The following is a 21336-nucleotide window of genomic DNA, read 5'->3' as shown; positions in this document are numbered from 1 at the left end:
AGGCGCCGATATAAAAATGGAGCGGACGTGAAAGGGACGTTTTCATCCCGCTCCGCCTGATTTCTCAGGACGCACGTTCGAGCGCCTTCAAAACCGTCCGCTCGGAAAGATTGAGATAGATTTCCATCTCGTCACCGGCCTCAGCCGCCTTGCCCTCTTCCATCAGTGACAGGATCTTGCTGTTCATGTCCACAAAGGGGGAATGGAGCTGTTCCGGGTCTTTCAGCAGGCCGAAACAAAGCCTGAGCTCAGCGGCGATTCGCTCGTAAAAATCGCTGAGACGAGCGCTGTCGAGAAGGTCGACCACGGCGGCGTGAAACTTCATGTTGGCGCTGCCCACGCCTAACCAGTCTGCCTGGTCGCGCTTTATCCTGGCATCATCGACCGCCGTGCGCATTGTCCGGATGGCCGGGTGCTTGTGCCAGGCCTGACGCAGCGCCCCGCATTCCACCATGCGCCGCACCCTGTAAATATCAATCACCGAAGCCAGGGTGGGAACGGCGACAAAAACGCCGCGATTGGCCTCGTGACGCAGCAGACCATCCTTGGTCAGGAGACGAAAGGCTTCACGCAGCGAATTGCGGGAGACCTCGAAACGTTCGCTGAAGGCTGCTTCCGAAAGACGCTGGCCCGGCATCAGTTCACCGGAGATCAGCAGGGTGCGAATACCCTTTGCCAATCGATCCGCAAGCGGCAGACCCTCTATCGTTTCCGTCATGGCGCTTTCCTTAAGAGCAATGCAACGTTGGGAATTCCGTGACAGGCATGTTCGGACACGGCATGATTGCCCATAGCACAAAGCTTCAGCAAAGCGCCAAAAAAACGTGATGAATTCATACTCATAACGTCCAACAAATAGACAAAATAAAAGAACGATTATCATTTATTGTTGAACAATATTGACAATCTCACGGAACAAGACAAGATCGGTGGCATAAAGCATCCGCGAGGGGCGGATTGCGACAGGAGCGGAGAAAATCCATGGAGCAGAAAAAGCTCACCCCGACTGCCGATCTCAAAATGTCAAAACGTGCATCTCTTCTGGGAGCAATCTTCCTGATGGCAACATCTGCCATCGGTCCCGGCTTCATCACGCAGACGGCGACATTCACCATGCAGCTTGGTGCCGCATTCGCCTTCGGCATTCTTGCTTCCATCCTCATAGACTTCGTCGTTCAGCTCAACATCTGGCGCATCGTAACGCTGACGCGCATGCGTGCGTCCGACATCGCCAATGCTGCCATTCCGGGCTCCGGCTATCTTCTCGCCATTCTCGTCATCATCGGCGGCCTTTTCTTTAATATCGGCAATATTGGCGGCACCGGCCTCGGCCTGAACGCCATCTTCGGGCTCGATCCGAAAATCGGCGGCGCCATCAGCGCAATCTTTTCCATCGCCATCTTCGTTTCCAAACGGGCTGGCCTCGCCGTCGACCGGTTCATCATTTTCGCCGGTATCCTGATGATCGTGCTGACGCTCTACGTTGCATTCGTATCCGCGCCTCCGGTCGGTGATGCCTTCCGCCAGACCTTCCTGCCGGACACGATCAATTTCGCGACCATCACCACCATCGTCGGCGGCACCGTTGGCGGCTACATCACCTATTCCGGCGCGCACCGCCTGCTGGACCGGGGAATGGTCGGCATTGAAAACCTGCCCGCCGTCAACCGCGCCGCTCTGACCGGCATCGCTGTCACCGGCATCATGCGTTACGTGCTGTTCCTCGCCATTCTCGGCGTTGTCGCCAGCGGCGTCGTCATCGATACATCGGGCCAGGCCGCCAATCCCGCCGCACAGGCTTTCCGGTCGGCCGCGGGCGATCTCGGCTTCCGCCTATTCGGCATCATCTTCTGGGCTGCGGCCATCACAAGCGTCATCGGCGCGGCGTATACCTCCGTCTCGTTCCTGCCCGTGTTCAAGCAGGACATGACCGAACGCGCCCGCAACATGGCGACGGTCATCTTCATCGCTGTCTCGCTCGTCTGCTACCTGCTCATCACGACGCCGCCCGCCGCCATGCTGGTCTTCGTCGGCGGCCTGAACGGTCTTATCCTGCCCATCGGCCTCAGCATCTTCCTGTTTGCCGCATGGAAGCGTGAAGACCTGATGGGCGGCCATCGCTACTCGCGCATTCTGCTCGGCCTTGGCGTTCTGACATGCGCATTGACGTGGTACATGGGCTACAAGTCCGCCGGCACCATTTTTGGCCTGCTCGGCCTGTAATAAACTAGAGCGTTTCCGCATTTCGGAGAAAAGCGGAAACGCTCTATATATTTGTTATTACGCATTTTCCCGACGCAAAACCGCTACGCACTTTTGCTGGAAATGCTCTAAAGGGAGGCAAACATGGCCGCTATCGATCTCAACAGTGATCTTGGCGAAAGTTACGGCGCGTGGCGCATGGGAGATGACGAGGCGATGCTTGCCATCGTTTCCAGCGCCAATATCGCCTGCGGATTTCACGCAGGTGACCCGGCCGGCATCTACCGGACCGTCAAGGCCGCTGCCGAAAAAGGCGTGGTCGTCGGCGCCCATGTTTCCTACCCGGACCGCGTCGGCTTTGGCCGCCGCGATCTGGATGTGACCTCCGAAGAGCTGATCGCCGATGTCATCTACCAGATAGGCGCACTGAAGGGTGTTGCCGCCGCTGCCGGAACCACGGTGCGTTACGTGAAGCCGCATGGCGCGCTTTACAACCGCATCGCCAATGACGCGAAACAGGGACAAGCGGTCATCGACGGTATAAAGGCCGTCGATGCCTCGCTGGTGCTGATGGGTCTTGCCAATGCGCCCATCCTCGATCTCGCCCGCAAGGCAGGCCTTGCTGTCGTCGCGGAAGCCTTCGCTGACCGCGCCTATACGCCCGAAGGCCAACTCGTCTCGCGCCGTGAGGCGGGCGCCGTACTGCACGACGCTGCCAAAATCGCCGACCGGATGGTGCAGCTTGCCCGCGAAGGAACACTCGAAGCCATCGACGGCAGCAGCATCAAGATCGAAGCACAATCCATCTGCGTGCATGGCGACAGCCCCGGCGCGGTGGCGATCGCCCAGGAAATCCGCCGCCGTTTCGAAGCCGAGGGCATCGAAATCCGCTCTTTTGCATCCATTCTCTAAAAGGGCGACCAATGACGATACCCTTATCCTTTCTGAGCCACACCAATGCGCATGCCGCCCGGACGGCCCGCGCCGATTATCGTGGCGGCCTCGTTGCGCCGACCTCCGGCATCGCTCCCGGTTTCACACAGGCCAACATGATCGTGCTGCCGCGCGACTGGGCCTTCGATTTCCTGCTTTATGCGCAGCGTAATCCCAAGCCCTGCCCGGTGCTCGATGTTTCAGATCCCGGCTCACCAACCACGCTTCTTGCCCCCGGTGCCGATCTCAGGACCGACCTGCCGCTTTACCGTATCTGGCGGGACGGCAAACTTGCCGAGGAAACGGCGGATGCGACCGCCGCCTGGGCAGAGCGTGACGATCTCGTCGCTTTCCTGATCGGTTGCAGTTTTACCTTTGAAACGCCGATGGTCGAAGCGGGTATCGAAATCCGTCACATGACCGACAAAAGCAACGTTCCGATGTATCTGACCAACCGCCCCTGCCGGCCGGCCGGCCGATTTAAGGGCAACATGGTCGTTTCCATGCGACCGATCCCGGCTTCGCGCGTGGCCGATGCCGCGACAATTTCAGGACGTTTTCCGGCGGTTCACGGTGCGCCCGTGCATGTCGGCGCGCCGGAAGAAATCGGCATATCGGATCTCGCGAAACCGGATTTCGGTGATGCGGTGCGGATCGAACCCGGCGAGGTTCCAGTTTTCTGGGCCTGCGGCGTGACGCCTCAGGCTGCAGTCATGGCGTCCGGCGTGCCGTTCGCGATTACCCATGCGCCCGGGCACATGTTCATCACCGACATTCCCGATTCTGCCTATCACGCGTGAGGATATGATGCGTTTTCTCCCCGTCAGCCTCACCACCATTCTCGTCGAACTTGCCGATCTCGATGAAACGCTGGCGCTGTTCGCCTCGCTTCAGAACGATCCGATCGAGGGCATCGACGAAACGGTTCCGGCTGCCCGCACCCTGATGATCCGTTTCCGCCCCGAAAAAATTGGCGCAGAGGCGCTGGTTGCACGGCTTTCCAGCCGCGATCTCTCCGCAAAAATCGCGCCCTCGGACAATCTGGTGGAAATCCCCGTCCATTATAACGGCGAAGATCTGGCCGACGTTGCCGAACTGACCGGCATGAGCATCGACGAAGTCATCCGCCGCCATACCGAAAGCGAATTTACCGTGGCCTTCTGCGGTTTCGCGCCCGGCTTCGGTTATCTGGTTGGCGGCGATACTGCTCTTCACGTGCCGCGCCGGCAAAGCCCGCGTACCCGCATTCCGGCGGGTTCGGTGGCGCTGGCTGGCGCCTTCAGCGGCGTCTATCCGCAAAACAGCCCCGGCGGCTGGCAGATCATCGGCACGACCCCGGTTAAGATGTGGGATATAGGCCGTGATCCCGGTGCGCTTCTCCAGCCGGGTTATCGCGTGCGTTTCTTCGATATGGACAAGGCCGGAAGAACGGTTGATGTTCCCACCTCAGCGCCGCGCACCGCCCGCCCTGAGATGACAAGAGAAGGCCCGCATTTCGAGGTGCTCGCGGCCCCCATGCCCGCCATTTTCCAGGATCTTGGCCGCTTCGGGCAAACCGGACAGGGCGTCTCCGCCTCCGGCGCACTGGATCGTGGCGCGTTTAACGCCGCCAACCGTATCGTCGGCAATCCCGTTAACTCGCCGTGTCTCGAGCTGACGCTCGGCGGCTTTTCCTTCAAAAGCACGAGCCGCGCCGTTATCGGCATTGCGGGCGCGCCCTGCCCCATCACCGTCAAGACCGCAGATCGCAGTTTCGCCGCACAACCCCATGTTCCCGTGTCTCTCGAACCCGGCGATATCGTAACCTTGGGTCAGCCGCCGAAGGGCATGCGCTGTTATCTTGCTGTGCGTGGCGGGTTCGATGTCGAGCCCGTGCTGGGCAGCTATGCGACGGATACGCTCGCCGTAGTGGGTCCAGAAAGCGTGACTGCGGGCACTACTCTGCCGCTGAAGGGCGAAAAGACAGGACTTTCCAGCGTGTCTGTCGACGAGGCTCCGGCCTTCGATCCGCCGGCAACCGGCGATATTGTGACGCTCGACGTGGTTCTCGGACCGCGTACCGACTGGTTCACGCAAAAGGGCCTCGATACGCTGACCGGCCAGCTCTGGCAGGTCACGCCGCAATCGAACCGCGTCGGCATCCGCCTTGCCGGCGAAGTGCCGATGGAGCGCAGGGACAGTGCCGAATTGCCGAGCGAAGGCACGGCCACCGGAGCAATCCAGATTCCCCATAGCGGTCAGCCCGTTCTCTTCCTTGCCGACCACCCGTTGACCGGCGGCTATCCCGTCATCGGCGCGGTCGCGGAATACCATCTCGATCTTGCGGGGCAAATCCCCGTCAATGCCAAAATCAAGTTCCGCCCGATCGGCCCTTTTGCCGAAATCGCGGCGGCTAAAAGTCTGTAGGGAGAATAGCGATGAAAAAAGTGCTGATTGCCAATCGCGGCGAGATCGCGGTGCGGATCATCCGCGCATGCCGTGATTACGGCCTGCAATCGGTTGCCGTTTATGCCGATCCCGATCAGGATGCGCTATTCGTTCGGTTGGCGGATGAGGCCTATGCGCTGGAAGGCGTCCGCCCCGCCGAAACCTATCTCGATATCGCCAAGCTGATCGCGATTGCCAAACGCGCCGGCGCGGATGTCGTGCATCCCGGTTACGGCTTTTTGTCCGAACGCGCCGAATTTGCGCGGGCGGTTATCGATGCCGGCCTTAGCTGGATCGGCCCCGACCCACATGTCATTGAAGCGCTGGGCGATAAAGTGGAAGCGCGGCGCATCGCCACCAGCGTCGGCGCGCCGCTGGTGGCCGGCAGTGACGGCCCCGTCTCTACCGCCGCCGAAGTCACCGCTTTTGCCGAAGAATACGGCCTGCCCGTCGCCATCAAGGCGGCGCATGGCGGTGGTGGGCGCGGCCTGAAGGTCGCATGGAAGATGGAAGAGATCGCCGATCTCTACGAATCCGCCGTTCGCGAAGCGACCGCCGCTTTCGGTCGCGGCGAGTGCTTTCTCGAACGCTTCCTAGACCGGCCCCGCCATATCGAGGCGCAGGTTTTGGCCGACAAGCACGGCAATGTGCTGGTGCTGGGCACTCGCGATTGCTCGCTGCAACGTCGGAACCAGAAGCTGATAGAGGAGGCTCCGGCCCCGTTCCTGTCTGCCGAACAGCGACAAAAAATCCACGACGCGGCAAAGGCGATCTGTGCCGCCGCGGGCTATTCCGGTGCCGGCACCGTCGAATTCCTGCTCGGCGTTGATGGCACGATTTCTTTCCTGGAGGTCAATACGCGCCTGCAGGTGGAACATCCCGTTACCGAGGAAACCACCGGTATCGATCTCGTCATCGAGCAGTTCCGCATCGCCGAGGGCCACACCCTGCGGGTGGTTGAAACGCCGGAACCGCGCGGCCACTCTATGGAATTCCGCATCAATGCCGAAGATCCCGGCCGAGGATTCCTGCCAACACCCGGCACGATCTCGATTTTCGATGCTCCTTCCGGCCCCGGCATCCGTATGGATAGCGGCGTCGTCAGCGGCTCCAGCGTGCCTGGCGTATTCGACTCGCTGATGGCGAAGCTCATCGTTACGGGTACCGACCGCGATCAGGTTCTGCGCCGCGCGCGCCGCGCGCTGAAAGAATTCCGTATCGAAGGCATTGCCACGGTTCTGCCGTTCCATCGCGCCGCAATCGAGACGGACGACTTCATCGGCACCGACGGTTTCAAGGTTCATACCCGCTGGATCGAGACCGATTTCGCCGCCATGCCTGACGCCATGGAACGTCCTGCACCGGCTGAAGACCCTTCCATCACGCGCACCTTTCTGGAAATCGACGGCAAGCGTGTTTCTGTCGGCCTGCCGAACCTGCTGCTCTCCGGCCTCGGCGCTGTCAGCGGCGGCAATGCCGCTGCCCCCGGCGCGTCGGTCAAGGAGAAGGAAGGTGAAATTATCGCTCCCGTTTCCGGCACCTTGCAATCGTTCAAGGTGACCAATGGCGAAACTGTTTCCAAAGGCGATCTTCTGGCCGTCATGGAAGCGATGAAAATGGAAACGCAAATCGTGGCGACGAAGGCCGGCAAGGTCCGCCTGATCGTCAAGGAAGGCGACTATCTTCAGGCGGGCGCGGCACTTCTCGAAATTGCGGAATAACGCATAGACCAGGCCACCGGACCCATCAGGGAAGGTGGTCCCCTCACAATCGAAGTTTGGTCAATACGGTGGCGGAACCCTTTCGCCGCCGGGCCGTTTATGGCGCGACCTGCTAACCATCATGAGGGAAATATGGCCGGACGCACCTTGCTTCAATTCTTCCATTGGTACTATCCGGACGGAGGGAAATTATGGAGCGAGGTGGCCGAAAAGGCGGAAAGCCTTGCCCGAATGGGTATTACCGACGTCTGGCTACCGCCGGCCTACAAGGGTTCTGCCGGCGGTTTTTCGGTAGGCTACGATACCTATGATCTCTTCGACCTTGGCGAATTCGACCAGAAGGGAACAGTCGCGACCAAATACGGTGATCGCGCTGCCCTCGAACAGGCCGGTCGGACGCTGAAGGAAAACGGCATCCGCGTCATTCACGACGTGGTTCTCAATCACAAGATGGGCGCGGATGAACGGGAGAAGGTGCGGGTTCGCCGCGTCAATCCCGATGACCGCACCGAGATAGAGGACGAGGATTTCGAGGCGCACGCCTATACGCGCTTCACCTTTCCCGGCCGAAACGGCACACATTCCAAATTCATCTGGGACCTGAAGTGCTTCAGCGGCGTCGACCACATCGAAGAGCCTGATGAGGACGGCATTTTCCGTCTCGTCAACGAATATGGCGACGGCGAATGGAATGAGGAGGTCGACGAGGAAAACGGCAACTTCGATTATCTCATGGGCGCGGATGTCGAATTCCGAAACAGGGCTGTCTACGAGGAACTGAAATATTGGGGCCGGTGGCTTGCCGAACAGGTACAGGTGGATGGTTTCCGTCTGGATGCGGCCAAACACATTCCGGCATGGTTCTTCCGCGACTGGGTAGGCCATATGCGCGACACGATTAATCCCGACCTCTTCGTTGTCGCGGAATACTGGCACCCCGATATAGACGCGCTGAAAAGCTATCTCGATCTGGTCGACAAGCAGCTGATGCTCTTCGATGTCGCCCTTCACCACCGCTTCCATGACGCTTCCAAGCAGGGCGGCGATTTCGACATGCGCACTATCTTCGATGGTTCGCTGCTTTCCGCTGTTCCAGATCACGCCGTCACGCTTGTCGACAACCACGACACGCAGCCGCTGCAATCTCTGGAAGCGCCGGTAGAACCCTGGTTCAAGCCTCTGGCCTATGCGATCATTCTGTTGCGCGAAGAAGGTGTGCCTTGCGTCTTTTATCCCGATCTTTTCGGTACGACCTATACAGACACCGGCAATGACGGCAACGACCATGAGATCGTCATGCCGGCTATCGAATGCCTTCCGAAGCTCATCGAGGCACGCAGCCGCTTTTCCAACGGTGCCCAGACGGATATTTTCGACGACCCGAGCTGCATTGCGTTTATTCGCCACGGTACCGCCGATGAGCCGGGCTGCGTTGTGGTGATGTCGAACGGCGAGGCGGCGGAAAAACAGATAGATCTCGGCCCTGAGCGGGCGGGAGCTGTATGGCGCGATTTCCTTGGTCACCGTCACGAACAGATCACCCTTGACGAGCATGGCAAGGGTCTGTTTTCCACCAATGGCGGCAGCGTCAGTGTCTGGGTTCCGGCCGACGTCGAGTAGGAACAATTGCTTTTAAAGCGGCCAGCCGGAAACCTTGCTCATTTGACGGATACGAGACGGCGCGGGCCCGCGCCGGCATCGGCCAGAACATCGTTTGGATTGCGTAAGGGACAATCATCAAGTGAGAGGCAACCGCAACCGATACAGCCGGTAAGCTGGTCGCGCAGCATAATCAGGCTGTTGATACGAAGCTGCAGCATTTCCCGCCAGGACTGCGAGAACACGCGCCAGTCAGCCGTCGTCGCCACCCTGTCCTGCGGCAAATCCGCCAAGGCGTCCCTGATGATGCTGAGCTGGATACCTGCCCGCTGCGCAATGCGGATAATGGCAATGCGCCGCAGGACGGCGCGATGATAACGACGCTGGTTCCCGCTGGTGCGCCAGCCTTCGATCAATCCCTTCGCCTCGTAAAAATGGATGGTGGAAACGGCGACGCCACTACGACGCGCAACCTCCCCAACCGTCAGGCTGTGTTTAAAGATGGTATTTTCCATGCCGGCTCCGTTTTCTTAACGGCCTCCGCTCTGAAAAACGCGGAAACACACTAGAGAGCAGCCGGTATAATTCCTCAACCATAGTTGAGGTCAATAGGATAGATGGCAAAAAGAGGCGCCCATCGGGCGCCTCTGAATTCATAAATATCGCGGATCAGAATTTGGCGGTCATGCTGATCCAGAAGCGGCGGCCTTCCATGACCGTGTTGAAATCGTCAGCGCCGACTTCCTTGTCGAATACATTGTAAACCGCCGCGTTGAGATCGACATTTTCGGCCACCGCATATTTCGCCCCGATGTCGAGGGTGGTGTAAGCGTCATATTTACGCCCGGCCTTGCCGTTGATCGTAACCGGTTTGCCGTTCGTACCGATGCGCGGACCCGCATTGATTTCCGATCCGTGATAATTCACCGAGGCCCAGGCTTCCAGCCCGTCCACCGGGGTGACCCATTCGCCTCTCAGATTGGCCATGTGCTCCGGTGTCCGCGCCAGCGGAAAACCCTCGTAATCGCCCGTCTTCTGTTCGGAATGCGTATAGGTATAGTTGCCGCGCAATGTCAGTTCCGGCGTCGCATACCATGCTGCCGTCAGTTCTATGCCCTGAATGACCGCGTCGTCGATATTGTAATTGTACCAGAGGCGATAATTGCTATCTTCGCTCCAGCGGGCAGGCGTACCATCCGGATTGAGCACGAGCGCGTTGGAAATCTTGTCCTTGAAATCTGTGTAGAAATAGGTGGCACCGAGGGCAACATCACCGTTGTCCCAGAGTGCTGCCAATTCATAACTCGTGCTTTTTTCCGCCTCCAGACCCGGATCGCCGATGATCACGCCGCAGGTACCGTTCGAGGCATAGGTGCACCCACCGCCGCCAGTCGTATAGGCGTAACCCGGTGCGATCTGGCGGATTTCCGGTGCGCGGAAACCTGTTGAAATGCCGCCCTTGATCGTAAGATCGTCGGTTGCGCTCCAGACGCCGTAAAGGCGCGGGCTGAAATGATTGCCATATTTTTCATGGTTATCCAGACGAAGGCCGCCCGTCAGCGCAAAGCTATCGACGATGCGCCATTCATCCTCGACGAAGAGCGCCCATTGCGTCGCCGAGAAAGTTTCGTCGCGACCGGTACGGCGTCCCGGATTCTGGTCCTTCAGCTGTGCCTCGAAATATTGACCGCCGGTGACGAGCGTATGGTTGCCGAACAGTTCGAACGGCGTGGTGAACTTGCCGTCGAGAACGCTATTGCGAACCTCCGGCGAGCGCGGATTTTCAGTGACGCGTCCCGTGCGAAAGTTTCTGGTGAAGTTGGTGCGCTCGGCCCATTCCTGCTGGAAGGAAAATTCAGACGTGGTCGGTCCCCACCGGCCGGTATGCGACAATGACCAATGGTCGCGCGTATTGGTGTTGTAGGTGCCGTCTGCATTGGCTGCCAGCGTCTCGCCGGACTCGGCATCGCGGCGCAACCGTGCTTTGCCAGCCTCGAGATAGATGTCGTGATCCTCATTCGGCGTGAAGGTCAAACGTCCATTGAAATCATATTCCTTCGCGCCCGTCGTACCATTCAATATGCGGTCTTCGCCGCGCGTGAAGCCCCTGCCCCAGATCTGCAGCCCCAGCCGGTCCTTCAGGATCGGCCCATTGGCATACCAGGACACCTGACCGCTATTACCGAATTTTGAATGTTGCTGAACCGTACCCTCGCTGGTGACGGAACCAGACCAGACATCGCCAACCTTGCGGGTGATGATGTTGATGACGCCGCCCATGGCATCGGAACCGTAAAGAGAGGACATCGGGCCGCGCACGACCTCGATGCGTTCGATCGCCGAAACCGGCGGCACGAAACTCTGTTCGAAGCCGGAATTACCATTGGTACGGGCATCGCGCGTGCTCTGCCTCTTACCGTCAACCAGGATCAACGTGTAAGCGCCGGGCAATCCGCGAATGAAAATATCCTTCTCATTGGCAATGCCGGTGACAGACACGCCCTGAACTTCGCGCAAGGCGTCTGTCAGATCGCGATAAGACCCCTTTTCCAGATCTTCTCGCGTCACAACCGTGATGCTGGCCGGAGCATCCTTTACATTCTGCTCGAAGCCGGACGCGGTCACCACTATCTGCTGAAGAACGGTGGTTCCGTCGGTCGCCTGCTGCGCGACAGCAGGCAAGGCAACGCTGAGCGCCGTTCCCGCCATGGCGACGGAAATGCCAGCCTTTATTATCGTCGCGGCTATATCCTGCCCGCGGTACTTCAATTCCATGTTACGCCCCCGCATTTAACTTGAGAATTTACCCCCACTTATTTAGGAGGGAGGTCTGGCGCAACGCGTTTGTTTTCGAACAGTTCTAAATTCCAGAAATTGCAAAAAGGCCCCCTCTAATCGGGGGCGGGGTAAAAAAACAGCAAGATGACAACCGGCAAGAGAAAAGAAGAACCAGCTTCCCCGACAAAGCCCGACAGGCTTGGTCAGCTGAAACTACTTGTCGCGTTCGATGCGTTGTTGCGGGAAGGAAGCGTCAGCCGCGCAGCGGCAGGCATGGGACTGCCGACATCATCGATGAGCCGGATACTACAGCAGCTGCGCGAGAAATACGGCGACCAGCTGTTCTTACGCACCGGCCAGGGTTTGCGACCCACCCCCTTTGCCGAGACCATGCGGCTGCGCATTCGTTCGCTGGCGGCGGAGGCGGAAAACCTGATCGATTATTCACAGGAAAAAGCGGCAGCTCCCGCCGCCGCCAATGTTAGCGGCTGGGAACGGCCGGTGCTGATGAAGGCGCCGCCTCTTTCGCTGCGCCCCAGCGTTCTTCTGGAAGGTCAGCCGACACCGGAAAATATAGCGGACCGCCTTGCCCGCATCGGCCACAATGCCGATCCGCAGCACAGGCTCGCCAAATATATAGCGACCTCGGCGATGGGCATCGGCAACAGCCGCCCGCTCAGCCAGCAAGAGGCGATGGACGCGCTTTCGATCATTCTCGAAGGCGATGCAGATCCCATACAGATAGGAGCGCTGCTTGCGACCATGCAATATCGCGGTGTGACCGCGGCAGAGCTTGCCGGTTTTATCGAAGCCATGTGGGGCCATATAAAAAGAGACCAGCAAGCGCCCGCATCGGTCGATCTCGACTGGCCGGCCTATATGTCGCCCAAACATCGCGATGCACCCTGGTTCCTGCATTCCGCGCGTCTCGTTTCCATGGCGGGATATAGCGTCTTGTTACACGGCCATGTGGGCCAGGGAGAAAATGGCGGTAAGCTCGAACTCGCCGCTGAAGCCTGCGGCATACCGCTCTGCCATTCACTTTCGCAGGCGGCCAAGGCCACGGCTTCGCAAGGGATCGCCTATCTGCCGATCGGTGGACTATCGTTACAGTTTCAGAGCCTACTTGGCCTGCACGGCATTCTGGAAATGCGCCTGCCGCTCAATACGGTCGTGCATCTTCTCAATCCGCTTCGCGCCAGAAGCACCATTATCGGCGTCGCCCGCCCCTCCTATCAGGAGCTTCATCGCGATACGGCGCGGCTGCTTTCCGTCGAGAGCCTTGCCATTCTCGGCAATACGCGGGATTTCGCGCAATTTACTCCATTCCGCAGCACCCGGATCTTCGGTCTTTCCAAGGGCGAAGATGTCGAGTTCGTCATTCCCGCCCGCGAAACGCCACCGGCCGAAATGCCGACCATGTTCACCACCTTCGAATATTGGCGCGCCGTCTGGACGGGGGCGGCCAGAGACGAGAGAGCGGAAACCATCATCCTCTCCACCGCTGCCATTGCCCTGATGCTGGTCAATGATATGGTTCTGCCTTTCGAAGAGGCCTATGCCCGCAGCCTGCGGCTGTGGAACGACAGGGCACGCGATTTCGCCACTGCTTAGGCGTTGGCGACTGATTTTTTCAGCGCCAGATATTCCCACAGCGCCACCAGCAGCAAAATCCCCGTGCTTGCCAGTTGCAGCGCAAAAAGCGGCACGCCCGGCACCGGCAGAAGCAGGCAGAGCGCCGCTACTCCGGCAAAATGCGAGATCGGCCGCTGATAGGTGGCAGCAATCTTGACGCCGATATTACCGGCTAGAAACAGGATCGGGCCGCCAAGAATGGCGAGTGACTCCCTCATCGTCGTCCCTTCATGGGCATGGGACAGGCTGAAATCCTCTCCAACTGCCGTAAGGATGATGCCGGCCACGATAGGCAAATGTCCGTAGTTGAAAAGATTCTGGGCAATCTTCGCTTTCTCGTCGGCATGTTCGGCCTTTCTGGAGGCCTCTTCCTGCCCGTGATGGAAATAGATCCACCACATTGTGACGGTGCTGACGAAGGCCGAACAAAAGACGATGAATGTGAGGCCAGAATTCATATATTCCGTGGCCGTGCGGCCGGTGGTTAGGATCGTTTCCCCGAGACAGATGATGACGAAAAGCGCACAGCGCTCCGCAAGATGCTCGCCGGAGAGATGCAGCTTGTCCGCATCGCTTGCTTTCAATCCCGGGACGACATAACGACAAGCGGGTCCGGCATATTCTATCGCGAGCGCTATACCCCACAGGAGGATTCGATCCGTCAGATCGACAAGCCCACCAGCCATCCAGAACAGGCTCGATACGACTAGCCAGATCGTCACGCGCACAAAAACCAGAAAAGACTGCCTGTCCTCTCCCTTAAAGGCATAAAGTGCGAACAGGCTCCGTCCCACCTGCATGGCACTGTAGATAAGGGCAAACACGAAACCCTGTTCCGCAAAAGCCTCCGGCAGCGCGATGGCCAAAAGAACCCCGCCGAACATCAGGACGAAAAGCAGAATCCGGACAGGCTCCTTTTCGGTATTCAGCAGGTTGGTGATCCAGGTGGTGTGTATCCACAACCACCAAAGTGACAATATCAGTATGCCCGCCTCAAGCGCCGCTGTCGGTCCGAAGTCCTTTGCTAGCGCATGGGAAAGCTGAATGAGCGCGAAAACGAAAACCAGATCGAAGAACAGTTCAGGAAAGGTCGCCTTTTCTGCTTCGTGCCCGTCCTGTTTGATCCAGGTTTGCGCATCCGGTTTCTGCCCGGACGTTTCGCTTTCGGTTCCCATTCTGCCCCTGTTCGTCAATATGAATTATTGCGATCGCGTTAGCGTTGCGCTTCATCCGAAGAATTAACATTCGAGTCCCGGCCGGGAAACTGCAGCGCCCGCGCATTGTCGGGGTAAAAACGCGGTCCTACCAGACGCACTGTCTTGCCGGAGACATCGGTAATATAATTCGATGCGGTTGCCCCAGGCGAGAATTCGGCGCTACGGGTCTTGGTCGGTTCCAATATGCTGACCTCTAATGGCTGAGCAAATATCGGGTGGCTCGTCGCGGAGATGACAATTGTCGCGATAAAGAGGGACTTGGAGAACATCGGCACATCCTGTCACAATTGACTGCGCCATAAACAGCCTTCGCCCGGTTTGGTTCCAGCCGTCTTTCAGCTGTCCTCGTCCAGATATGTGCGATATTGCACATAGTCCGAACTTGGTTGCCCGTCGATAATTTCCGGCGGCCGCCCCTCACCTCCGGTCAAATAACCGGCTTCTTCAAGTCCCGCCTTCAAGAGCTTTTCGATGGCGGTATCTCGAGGCAATGCAATGTCCGCCATGTAAACAGCGACAGCCAGCTCCATATCGTCTGGAAAAACCATAGGCTCAAGGCCCCCTTCCAACATCGACACGGAAACGCACAATCTTAGGGAAGGTTCAGTTCCAACATCGTGCCATATCGAGATATCTGCATTACCCCAGTCTAGTCAGGCAAGAAACGCGTAAAAATCGCGCTTTTCCTGCCCGTATCATCGCACTACCGCTAAAAGATACCCGGACTCAAGCGATTGAAACCAATCATGGAATAACTCAAACGAAAGTCAATCAAGGCTTAACTTTCATTACTTTGCATTAACCATAGGAACCCCTGCCAGCACAGTCTGTTCGTAAACACTGGCAGCCTCACAGCGAATCTTCGGAGTCTTGCAGAAACAGCGTCAATGTAGCTGCAGACTGGGAATTCGGCAAGCCGGCGCCATTTTCTGTCCGTCCTCAAGAACTCATACAGCCATGCTTCTCTCTATCCCGTCAGTTCGACCCCGCAGTTGCGCCAGAAGCATGGCCTGAAGATCAAACCCGCCCTCGTGGGCCTTACGGGTGAGATTGCGCAGATATCCGCCCAGCGAGCTGATCTGGTCCGCCTTTTGCAGCAGGCAGGCAAGAATCGCTGCTGTTCCCTGTCGACCGAAAGTGGTGAGGGCGTCCTGGTAGGCCGACTGGCTAACGTTGAACATGGTTTTGATGACTGATGTCGCCACTTCCAGATCACGCCATCCAGTCACTGCTCCTCCGGGTGCATAGAGAGAAATGTCCGGGCAAGCCTTCACAACCAAAACAATATCAGGAACAAAAAATTGCTTATGAAGAACAGGCTTTGGCTGTTGCGATGACGGCTTTGCACTGACGGGTACGGCGTATTCTGGCTGTGAGACTGTCGTGTCGGCAGGTGTGACGATTACCGGTTCACGCAAATTTTGCGGTTTAGATATAGATTCGGATTCTGAATTCTTTATGAGGCGCTCATTTTGGCAGTCATTGCCGCCCGATTTCTCCGAATTTTCAATATTTTCCAGATAGTTGGTCACTTCTGCACGCAGGGAGACCAAAAATCCGGCGATTTCCTTGAGTTCGACAGGCTTTGAATTACGGCCGAGAGACCGGGCAATGGCATTGTAGCGCGCCTGGAATCCTTCTGACGTTACGACTTCACCGCTGGCGGCTATCATTTCGCAAAGCTTCTGGATATCGCGGCGGCACAGGCTGATGTTTTCACGAAGCCGCTGAAGGTCGAGCCGCTCGCGAACGATGCGTTCGGCGAGTTCCTCGATTTCCGATTTGCGGGCGAGAAGCGGTGCCAGCGAAAAACCATAGGCTTCGCTGATTTCCCCGCCCCTGTGCTTACGGGCGTAGCGTTTTCCGTTCGGACTATCCTTGCGGATGATGAGACCGGCCTCGACGAGAGCCGAGAGATGGCGGCGCAATGTCTGTTCTGCCATTCCATGTGCTCGCAATGACAATTGCGTATTCGACGGAAAGACGACCAAACCGGCTTCGCTGGAGAGTTCATTTTTCGGATAAAAACTCAGAAGGGCGTTCAAGACCGCGAGAGAACGATCGGTCACGCCGAGCAATGGTCTGGCTTCACAGACCGAACGGTAGAGTTTCCATTTATCGACCGCCTCGGTCTTTTTGTTTTTCTGCGCGGCAAACTGAGTTGCGAGGACGCCAAACGACATCGCTCGCCGCCCAAAGGGCGTCGTTACACATGTGCTGTCCATGTCTTTCACCTTTCACAAGGCAAAAGAAAATCGCTCACCGAAAAATTCGATGCCAAGACTCTTGACTATGATTCGCGGAAATGAGATTCTTTGGTTGCTTAGATCAAAGAAAGGCTTCCGTGCGGCAACGTTCGGGGGCTTTTTTCTTTTGTAATGCGTCTCCTGTTAGCCGTTGGTATTAACAATCACTGCTTGGACCGGTATTCGGCAAACAGCGCCTGAAGATGTTCCAGAACGAAATCGGCAAATTCCGGCGCCTCGTTCTTGTCGATGGATATATCCAGCTTGCGGTCGCTTTCGACCACCTTTGCCAGTCTGCTGCCAGTTTCCGAAGACCAAACACCGGCTTTCTTTGCCTGTGCCTTGGGTTTCAGAAAATCCAGAAGCGACTTGAAGCGTTCTTCGGACGGAAGAGCGGCAACGGATGGCTCCCTTACATAAGCGCGCGCAGCTTCCTTGACCTGTGACGAGGAGAGCTGATCTGCGAGATCCATCCAGTTACGGCGACCGACGGTGGGTGCCGGACCAATAAGATCGACCAGATCCTCGGGAATGCGACCGACAACCGATAGCATGTTGGAAAGATCGCCCTTGTGCAGGGACATCGCCGCCATGATCGTATCACGCGGAAACCGCATCTGCAGTTTCTGGGCGAAGCGCGCCTTTTCGATATAGGTTAGGTCACGGCGCTCGTTGTTTTCCTGTCCCTGGGCGACAACCAGCTGTTCGTCGCTGAGATCGCGAACCACGGCCTTGACCGGAATACCCAGGTTGGAAACGGCGCGCAGACGGCGATGGCCAAATGCGACCTGATAACGTCCCGGAAATTCGGGATGAGGGCGCACCAGAATGGGAACCTGCTGGCCCTGCTGACGAATAGCCTCCACCAGGCCTGCATCCGCCTCTTCTGAGGCTGGCATGCGGTCGGGTATGAAGGACGGATCGATATCAGCAGGATTGAGCGAAACGATCGTAAGGCCCTCTGCGAGCCGTTTTTCGATCTCTTCAGCACGCTTGGAGCGTTCCGACACTTCGTTCAGAGACTGGCCGATCATGCCGACTGGCGAGTTCGACACATCCGTCACCAGTTCGGGAGAACCGAGGATGGGTCTGACACGCGGACGGGACCGCTCGGGAGTGGTATCGTTGTCTGTGCCTGGCGTGCCAAGATTGGCGAAAATCTGTTTTCTGCTCATGCTGCCCTACCCCACGCTTTTTTAATCAATCCCTCGATTTCAGCGTTCACGTTGTTCATGGCTTCCAGTGCGCGGTCATAGGTGGAGCGCGTGAACTGGGTTCTTTCCACCTCGAAAAGCGTCTGGTTGGTCAATCCGGCATCCGAAACGGCCGTGCTCTTCAGCATCGGGTGAATGAGGACGTTTTCACCGAAGATCGAGCGCAGGAAAGCCACCATCTGGTTCTGCGGCCCATCGCTCGGTTCGAAACGCGTGATGAGGTAACGCATCCAGTTATAATCGGAGCGTGCTCCGGCCCTGCCGATTTCAGCGAGAAGATCGCCAGTCATGGCAAGGAACTGGTTCATGGACATGACATCAAGCATTTGCGGATGAACGGTCACGAGAACCGATGTTGCTGCCGTCAGCGCCGAAAGCGTCAGGTAACCGAGTTGCGGTGGGCAATCGATGACCACGACGTCATAGAAGTTCTGGGCCTGGGCGATTGCCTGGCCGATGCGAGCGAAGAACAGAGTGTCGCCCGGTGCGCGGCGCATCAGTGCGCGCGGGGTATCATGTTCGAACTCCATAAGCTCCAGATTGCCCGGAACGATATGAAGGTTGGGAATATAGGTGCCGCGAACGATCTCGGCGATCGGCCGGCGTTCGTCATCGTAGCGGATCGCGCCGTAGAGCGTTTCATTCGGGCCGACATCCATTTCGGGCTGGTGACCGAAGAGAGCGGAGAGACTGGCCTGCGGATCGAGATCGATAGCCAGGACCCGGTAACCACGCAGTGCCAGATATTGCGCCAGATGCGCGGATGTCGTGGTCTTACCCGAACCGCCTTTGAAATTCATCACGGCGATGACCTGCAATTCCTCGCCGTCGCGACGGTGGGGCAGATAGCGCCGCGCGCCGCGCGCGCCCTGATCGAGAAACTTTCTGATCTCGTCCATATCCTCTACCGAATAGGAACGACGACCGGATGCCTGCGCTGCATCGAGCTCCGGACGCTCAGCGGCGATCTGACGAAGATAGGCTTCACCGATGCCAATCAGCCGGGCGGTTTCCGCCGGCGAAAAATGGCGCATACTCTTTTCGGTATGCGGCGAAAACGTATTCGCATTATGCGCCTGCAATTGGGCTGACAATGCAGCCGAATGCTGTTGTATAAGGCTCGTGAGGTCGGGTGCCCCTGCAGCAAATCTTGAGTCGGCACTCTGTGTCATGGATCTACTTTCGCTCGATATTGCAGTTGCGGTTTTTTTCGAAAAAGACGGTTTTTTCCGCAACTGAGATATAAGCGCCGATTCTCTTTTTGGCGCAATAGGCTTTTTTCCCGGATGCAGAAGTACCGCTAAGGCATTGTGGAAGAATCAGTTTTGCTTTTTGTGACAGTTTTTCGGTTAGCCGCGGCTAACTTCGTCCCCGTTCTGGCTGAGACGCGGTTTTTTGGCTTCCCTTAAAACTGACAAGGAGCTTTCAGAGCGAAAGTTTGCCGCGGCTAACTTTGGGAATCCCGCGTACCAAATGTGCAAGGCGCGATCCCGTCGGCGGAAAGTGAAGGGTAGACATTGGCAGATGTTTAATCTCTACTTATCAACTAGAGTATCAACGGGTCCGGCGCCCACCGCCTGACCTTTCGTGCTGTCGCAGGTTGGAGGAATAAATGTCCTATGATGTCGCTATCGTCGGTTCGGGTTTCTCGGCCATCTGTACCGCCGCTCATCTCTTATCATTCCTGCCCGGGGACGCGTCGATCGCCATTGTCGGCGACGAGTCGGATTTCGGGCGCGGTACGGCCTATCGTACCGAGTTGCCCTATCACCGGCTCAATGTGCCGGCAGGGCGGATGAGCGTATTCCCCGACAGGCCTGATGACTTTCTCGATTGGCTGACGGAGAATGGGCTCGGCAATGATCCATTGGCTTTTGCCTCACGTGGCGATTACGGCCTCTATCTCAGGGACAGGCTCGCCAGTCTGCTGAGAAGCCGGGATCAGCGGGCGAGGGTGGACTTCATCCGTGCCAAGGCTTCAGCCTGTCGCCCGGATGGGAATGGCGGTTTCTCTTTTGCACTGGAGAATGGTGAGAAGCTGCGCGCTAAAAATGTTGTCTTATGTCTTGGTGTCGGCGCAGCGAGTTTGCCGGTGCAAACTCTGACGAAAGATGACGACGCGCCGCATCGCATTATCGGGCATTGCTGGCAGTCCGGATGGCTGTCGAAAGTAAAGGCGGGGGACCGCATCTGTATTCTGGGTTCTGGCCTGACGATGATAGATCAGGTCCTGACGCTTCGAGGAAAGGGACACCGTGGCCCAATCCACGTATTGTCCCGCCGCGGACTTGTGCCGCATCCACATATCAGCCCGCCACTGTCGCCAGCTGATCCGCGCTTACCAGAAGGTTCGACCGAGATCAGCCGGTTAGTGCAGGCTCTGCGTAAGCAGGTGAAAGATGGTGCGCCGTGGCGTACTGTCATGGATGGTCTACGGCCGAAGACCCAGCTGCTTTGGCAGAGCCTGACATCTGAGCAGCGAAGCCGGTTTCTTCGCCATGCTTTGCCGTGGTGGAACATTCACCGGCACCGAATCGCGCCCGAAGTGCATAAGGCTTTTGAAAAGCTGTTATCTGACGGCGTTCTAGAGATTCACGCCGGTTATCTCCGCTCTCTTGACGAGCAGGACGAGGGGATCGCCGTACTCTATCGCCGTCGGCATACGGAGACGCTTAGAGAGTTTCAGGTCGATTGGGTCGTTAATTGTACCGGAATGGAGAGGGCGGGGATCGGTCATTCACGGCTTCTGGAAACCATGCGGGACGATGGCGTGCTTTTGCTCGACGCCTTTGGTCTTGGGGTCGAGGTCGATGGCCAGTCGCGCTTGTCAAGCTCGGACGGGCAGGTCTGGCCTGGCCTGTTTGCCGCCGGGGCGCTGACGGCGGGCCGCTTTTGGGAGATAACCGCCGTGCCGGATATCCGCGTGCAGGCGCAAAAGATCGCGCAAGCTGTCACGGACAGAGTAGTGTCGGACCGGCGGGTTTCGGCACACGGTTGATGTGACGGAAAGAACACTCGCACAGTGCCAGGTCTTGAAGAGTTTGCGCTTGAGACTGTTCCTCTAACTTTTCAGATACTGAGGTTTGCCGCGGCTAACCTCTCTATTTCTTTCATCAGGCAGCCATCCGAATGTACCGGGCTTCCTCATTACGCGATAGAGCTAAGGGTTAGTAAGAGCCGTGGCTCAGCCAATAGCCGCTTCCATAGATCGCGATAGACAATAGGTTTTGGGTCTCATCATTCGGTTCGACAACGTGCGGCGATACGAATAGCTCACCGTGAAGTCCATCCGTCCGAGAGTTGATGATTTACATATTGCTAAATTATTTACATCACTTATGGAATATTGATGCAAAACGAGCTA

Annotated in this window: 17 protein-coding genes; 8 read left to right on the top strand and 9 right to left on the bottom strand. The window is 57.6% G+C overall.

The features are described from left to right. Nucleotides 1–64 precede the first annotated feature (64 nt). Nucleotides 65–718, bottom strand: coding sequence for a GntR family transcriptional regulator (locus tag ACQZ5Y_RS05675; RefSeq protein ID WP_003511611.1), 654 nt, complete (start codon nucleotides 716–718; stop codon nucleotides 65–67). Nucleotides 719–981: 263 nt separating this feature from the next. Between ACQZ5Y_RS05675 and ACQZ5Y_RS05670 the strand changes: the two genes are divergently transcribed. The 6 genes from ACQZ5Y_RS05670 to amyA all read left to right on the top strand — a co-directional run bounded on the left by ACQZ5Y_RS05670 (nucleotide 982) and on the right by amyA (nucleotide 8903). Beyond that, the gene (locus ACQZ5Y_RS05670; RefSeq protein ID WP_003511614.1) at nucleotides 982–2223 is read left to right on the top strand and encodes an NRAMP family divalent metal transporter; all 1242 of its coding nucleotides are present in this window, start codon (nucleotides 982–984) and stop codon (nucleotides 2221–2223) included. A 123-nt stretch (nucleotides 2224–2346) separates the two neighbouring features. After that, a complete protein-coding gene (locus ACQZ5Y_RS05665) occupies nucleotides 2347–3114 on the top strand; it encodes a LamB/YcsF family protein (RefSeq protein ID WP_003511617.1) in 768 nt (255 codons plus the stop codon). Nucleotides 3115–3125: 11 nt separating this feature from the next. Next, the gene (locus ACQZ5Y_RS05660) at nucleotides 3126–3935 is read left to right on the top strand and encodes a putative hydro-lyase (protein ID WP_019565001.1); all 810 of its coding nucleotides are present in this window, start codon (nucleotides 3126–3128) and stop codon (nucleotides 3933–3935) included. A gap of 7 nt (nucleotides 3936–3942) precedes the next feature. Beyond that, nucleotides 3943–5541, top strand: coding sequence for a 5-oxoprolinase subunit B/C family protein (locus ACQZ5Y_RS05655; RefSeq protein ID WP_174060172.1), 1599 nt, complete (start codon nucleotides 3943–3945; stop codon nucleotides 5539–5541). Between the two features lie 11 nt (nucleotides 5542–5552). Next, nucleotides 5553–7283 (top strand): acetyl/propionyl/methylcrotonyl-CoA carboxylase subunit alpha, encoded by a 1731-nt coding sequence (locus ACQZ5Y_RS05650; RefSeq protein ID WP_174060173.1) that lies wholly within the window; start codon nucleotides 5553–5555, stop codon nucleotides 7281–7283. Between the two features lie 132 nt (nucleotides 7284–7415). Then, a complete protein-coding gene (amyA, locus tag ACQZ5Y_RS05645; RefSeq protein ID WP_174060174.1) occupies nucleotides 7416–8903 on the top strand; it encodes an alpha-amylase in 1488 nt (495 codons plus the stop codon). A gap of 38 nt (nucleotides 8904–8941) precedes the next feature. On the opposite strand, the gene soxR is transcribed toward amyA, so the two are convergent. Together soxR and ACQZ5Y_RS05635 are read right to left on the bottom strand one after the other, a co-directional pair. After that, nucleotides 8942–9397 (bottom strand): redox-sensitive transcriptional activator SoxR, encoded by a 456-nt coding sequence (gene soxR, locus ACQZ5Y_RS05640; protein ID WP_003511623.1) that lies wholly within the window; start codon nucleotides 9395–9397, stop codon nucleotides 8942–8944. 154 nt (nucleotides 9398–9551) lie between these two features. Continuing rightward, a complete protein-coding gene (locus tag ACQZ5Y_RS05635; protein ID WP_065662389.1) occupies nucleotides 9552–11657 on the bottom strand; it encodes a TonB-dependent receptor plug domain-containing protein in 2106 nt (701 codons plus the stop codon). 147 nt (nucleotides 11658–11804) lie between these two features. Between ACQZ5Y_RS05635 and ACQZ5Y_RS05630 the strand changes: the two genes are divergently transcribed. Continuing rightward, nucleotides 11805–13274: a glycosyl transferase family protein gene (locus ACQZ5Y_RS05630; RefSeq protein ID WP_174060175.1), complete on the top strand. Its 1470-nt coding sequence runs from the start codon at nucleotides 11805–11807 to the stop codon at nucleotides 13272–13274. Here ACQZ5Y_RS05630 and ACQZ5Y_RS05625 read toward each other — a convergent pair. From ACQZ5Y_RS05625 to repA, 6 genes are all read right to left on the bottom strand, one after another. Continuing rightward, entirely contained in the window at nucleotides 13271–14470 is a 1200-nt protein-coding gene (locus ACQZ5Y_RS05625) for a low temperature requirement protein A (protein ID WP_019565008.1), read from the bottom strand. The genes ACQZ5Y_RS05630 and ACQZ5Y_RS05625 overlap by 4 nt on opposite strands. A 38-nt stretch (nucleotides 14471–14508) precedes the next feature. Then, complete coding sequence (locus ACQZ5Y_RS05620) at nucleotides 14509–14781, bottom strand: hypothetical protein (protein WP_025595298.1); 273 nt, start codon at nucleotides 14779–14781, stop codon at nucleotides 14509–14511. Between the two features lie 66 nt (nucleotides 14782–14847). Next, nucleotides 14848–15060 (bottom strand): hypothetical protein, encoded by a 213-nt coding sequence (locus ACQZ5Y_RS05615; protein ID WP_019565010.1) that lies wholly within the window; start codon nucleotides 15058–15060, stop codon nucleotides 14848–14850. A 399-nt stretch (nucleotides 15061–15459) separates the two neighbouring features. Beyond that, nucleotides 15460–16737, bottom strand: a complete 1278-nt coding sequence (gene repC / locus ACQZ5Y_RS05610; protein ID WP_174060176.1) for a plasmid replication protein RepC — start codon at nucleotides 16735–16737, stop codon at nucleotides 15460–15462. A 185-nt stretch (nucleotides 16738–16922) separates the two neighbouring features. Then, a complete protein-coding gene (gene repB, locus ACQZ5Y_RS05605; RefSeq protein ID WP_019565012.1) occupies nucleotides 16923–17933 on the bottom strand; it encodes a plasmid partitioning protein RepB in 1011 nt (336 codons plus the stop codon). After that, complete coding sequence (gene repA / locus ACQZ5Y_RS05600) at nucleotides 17930–19144, bottom strand: plasmid partitioning protein RepA (protein WP_026330729.1); 1215 nt, start codon at nucleotides 19142–19144, stop codon at nucleotides 17930–17932. The genes repB and repA overlap by 4 nt, the downstream gene beginning before the upstream one ends. A gap of 440 nt (nucleotides 19145–19584) precedes the next feature. Here repA and ACQZ5Y_RS05595 point away from each other — a divergent pair, with 440 nt between their 5' ends. Beyond that, complete coding sequence (locus ACQZ5Y_RS05595; protein ID WP_019565013.1) at nucleotides 19585–20970, top strand: FAD/NAD(P)-binding protein; 1386 nt, start codon at nucleotides 19585–19587, stop codon at nucleotides 20968–20970. Nucleotides 20971–21336 lie beyond the last annotated feature (366 nt).

It is taken from the genome of Agrobacterium sp. A3-95, from assembly GCF_053521785.1.
This window is presented reverse-complemented; position numbering and strand designations above follow the sequence as displayed.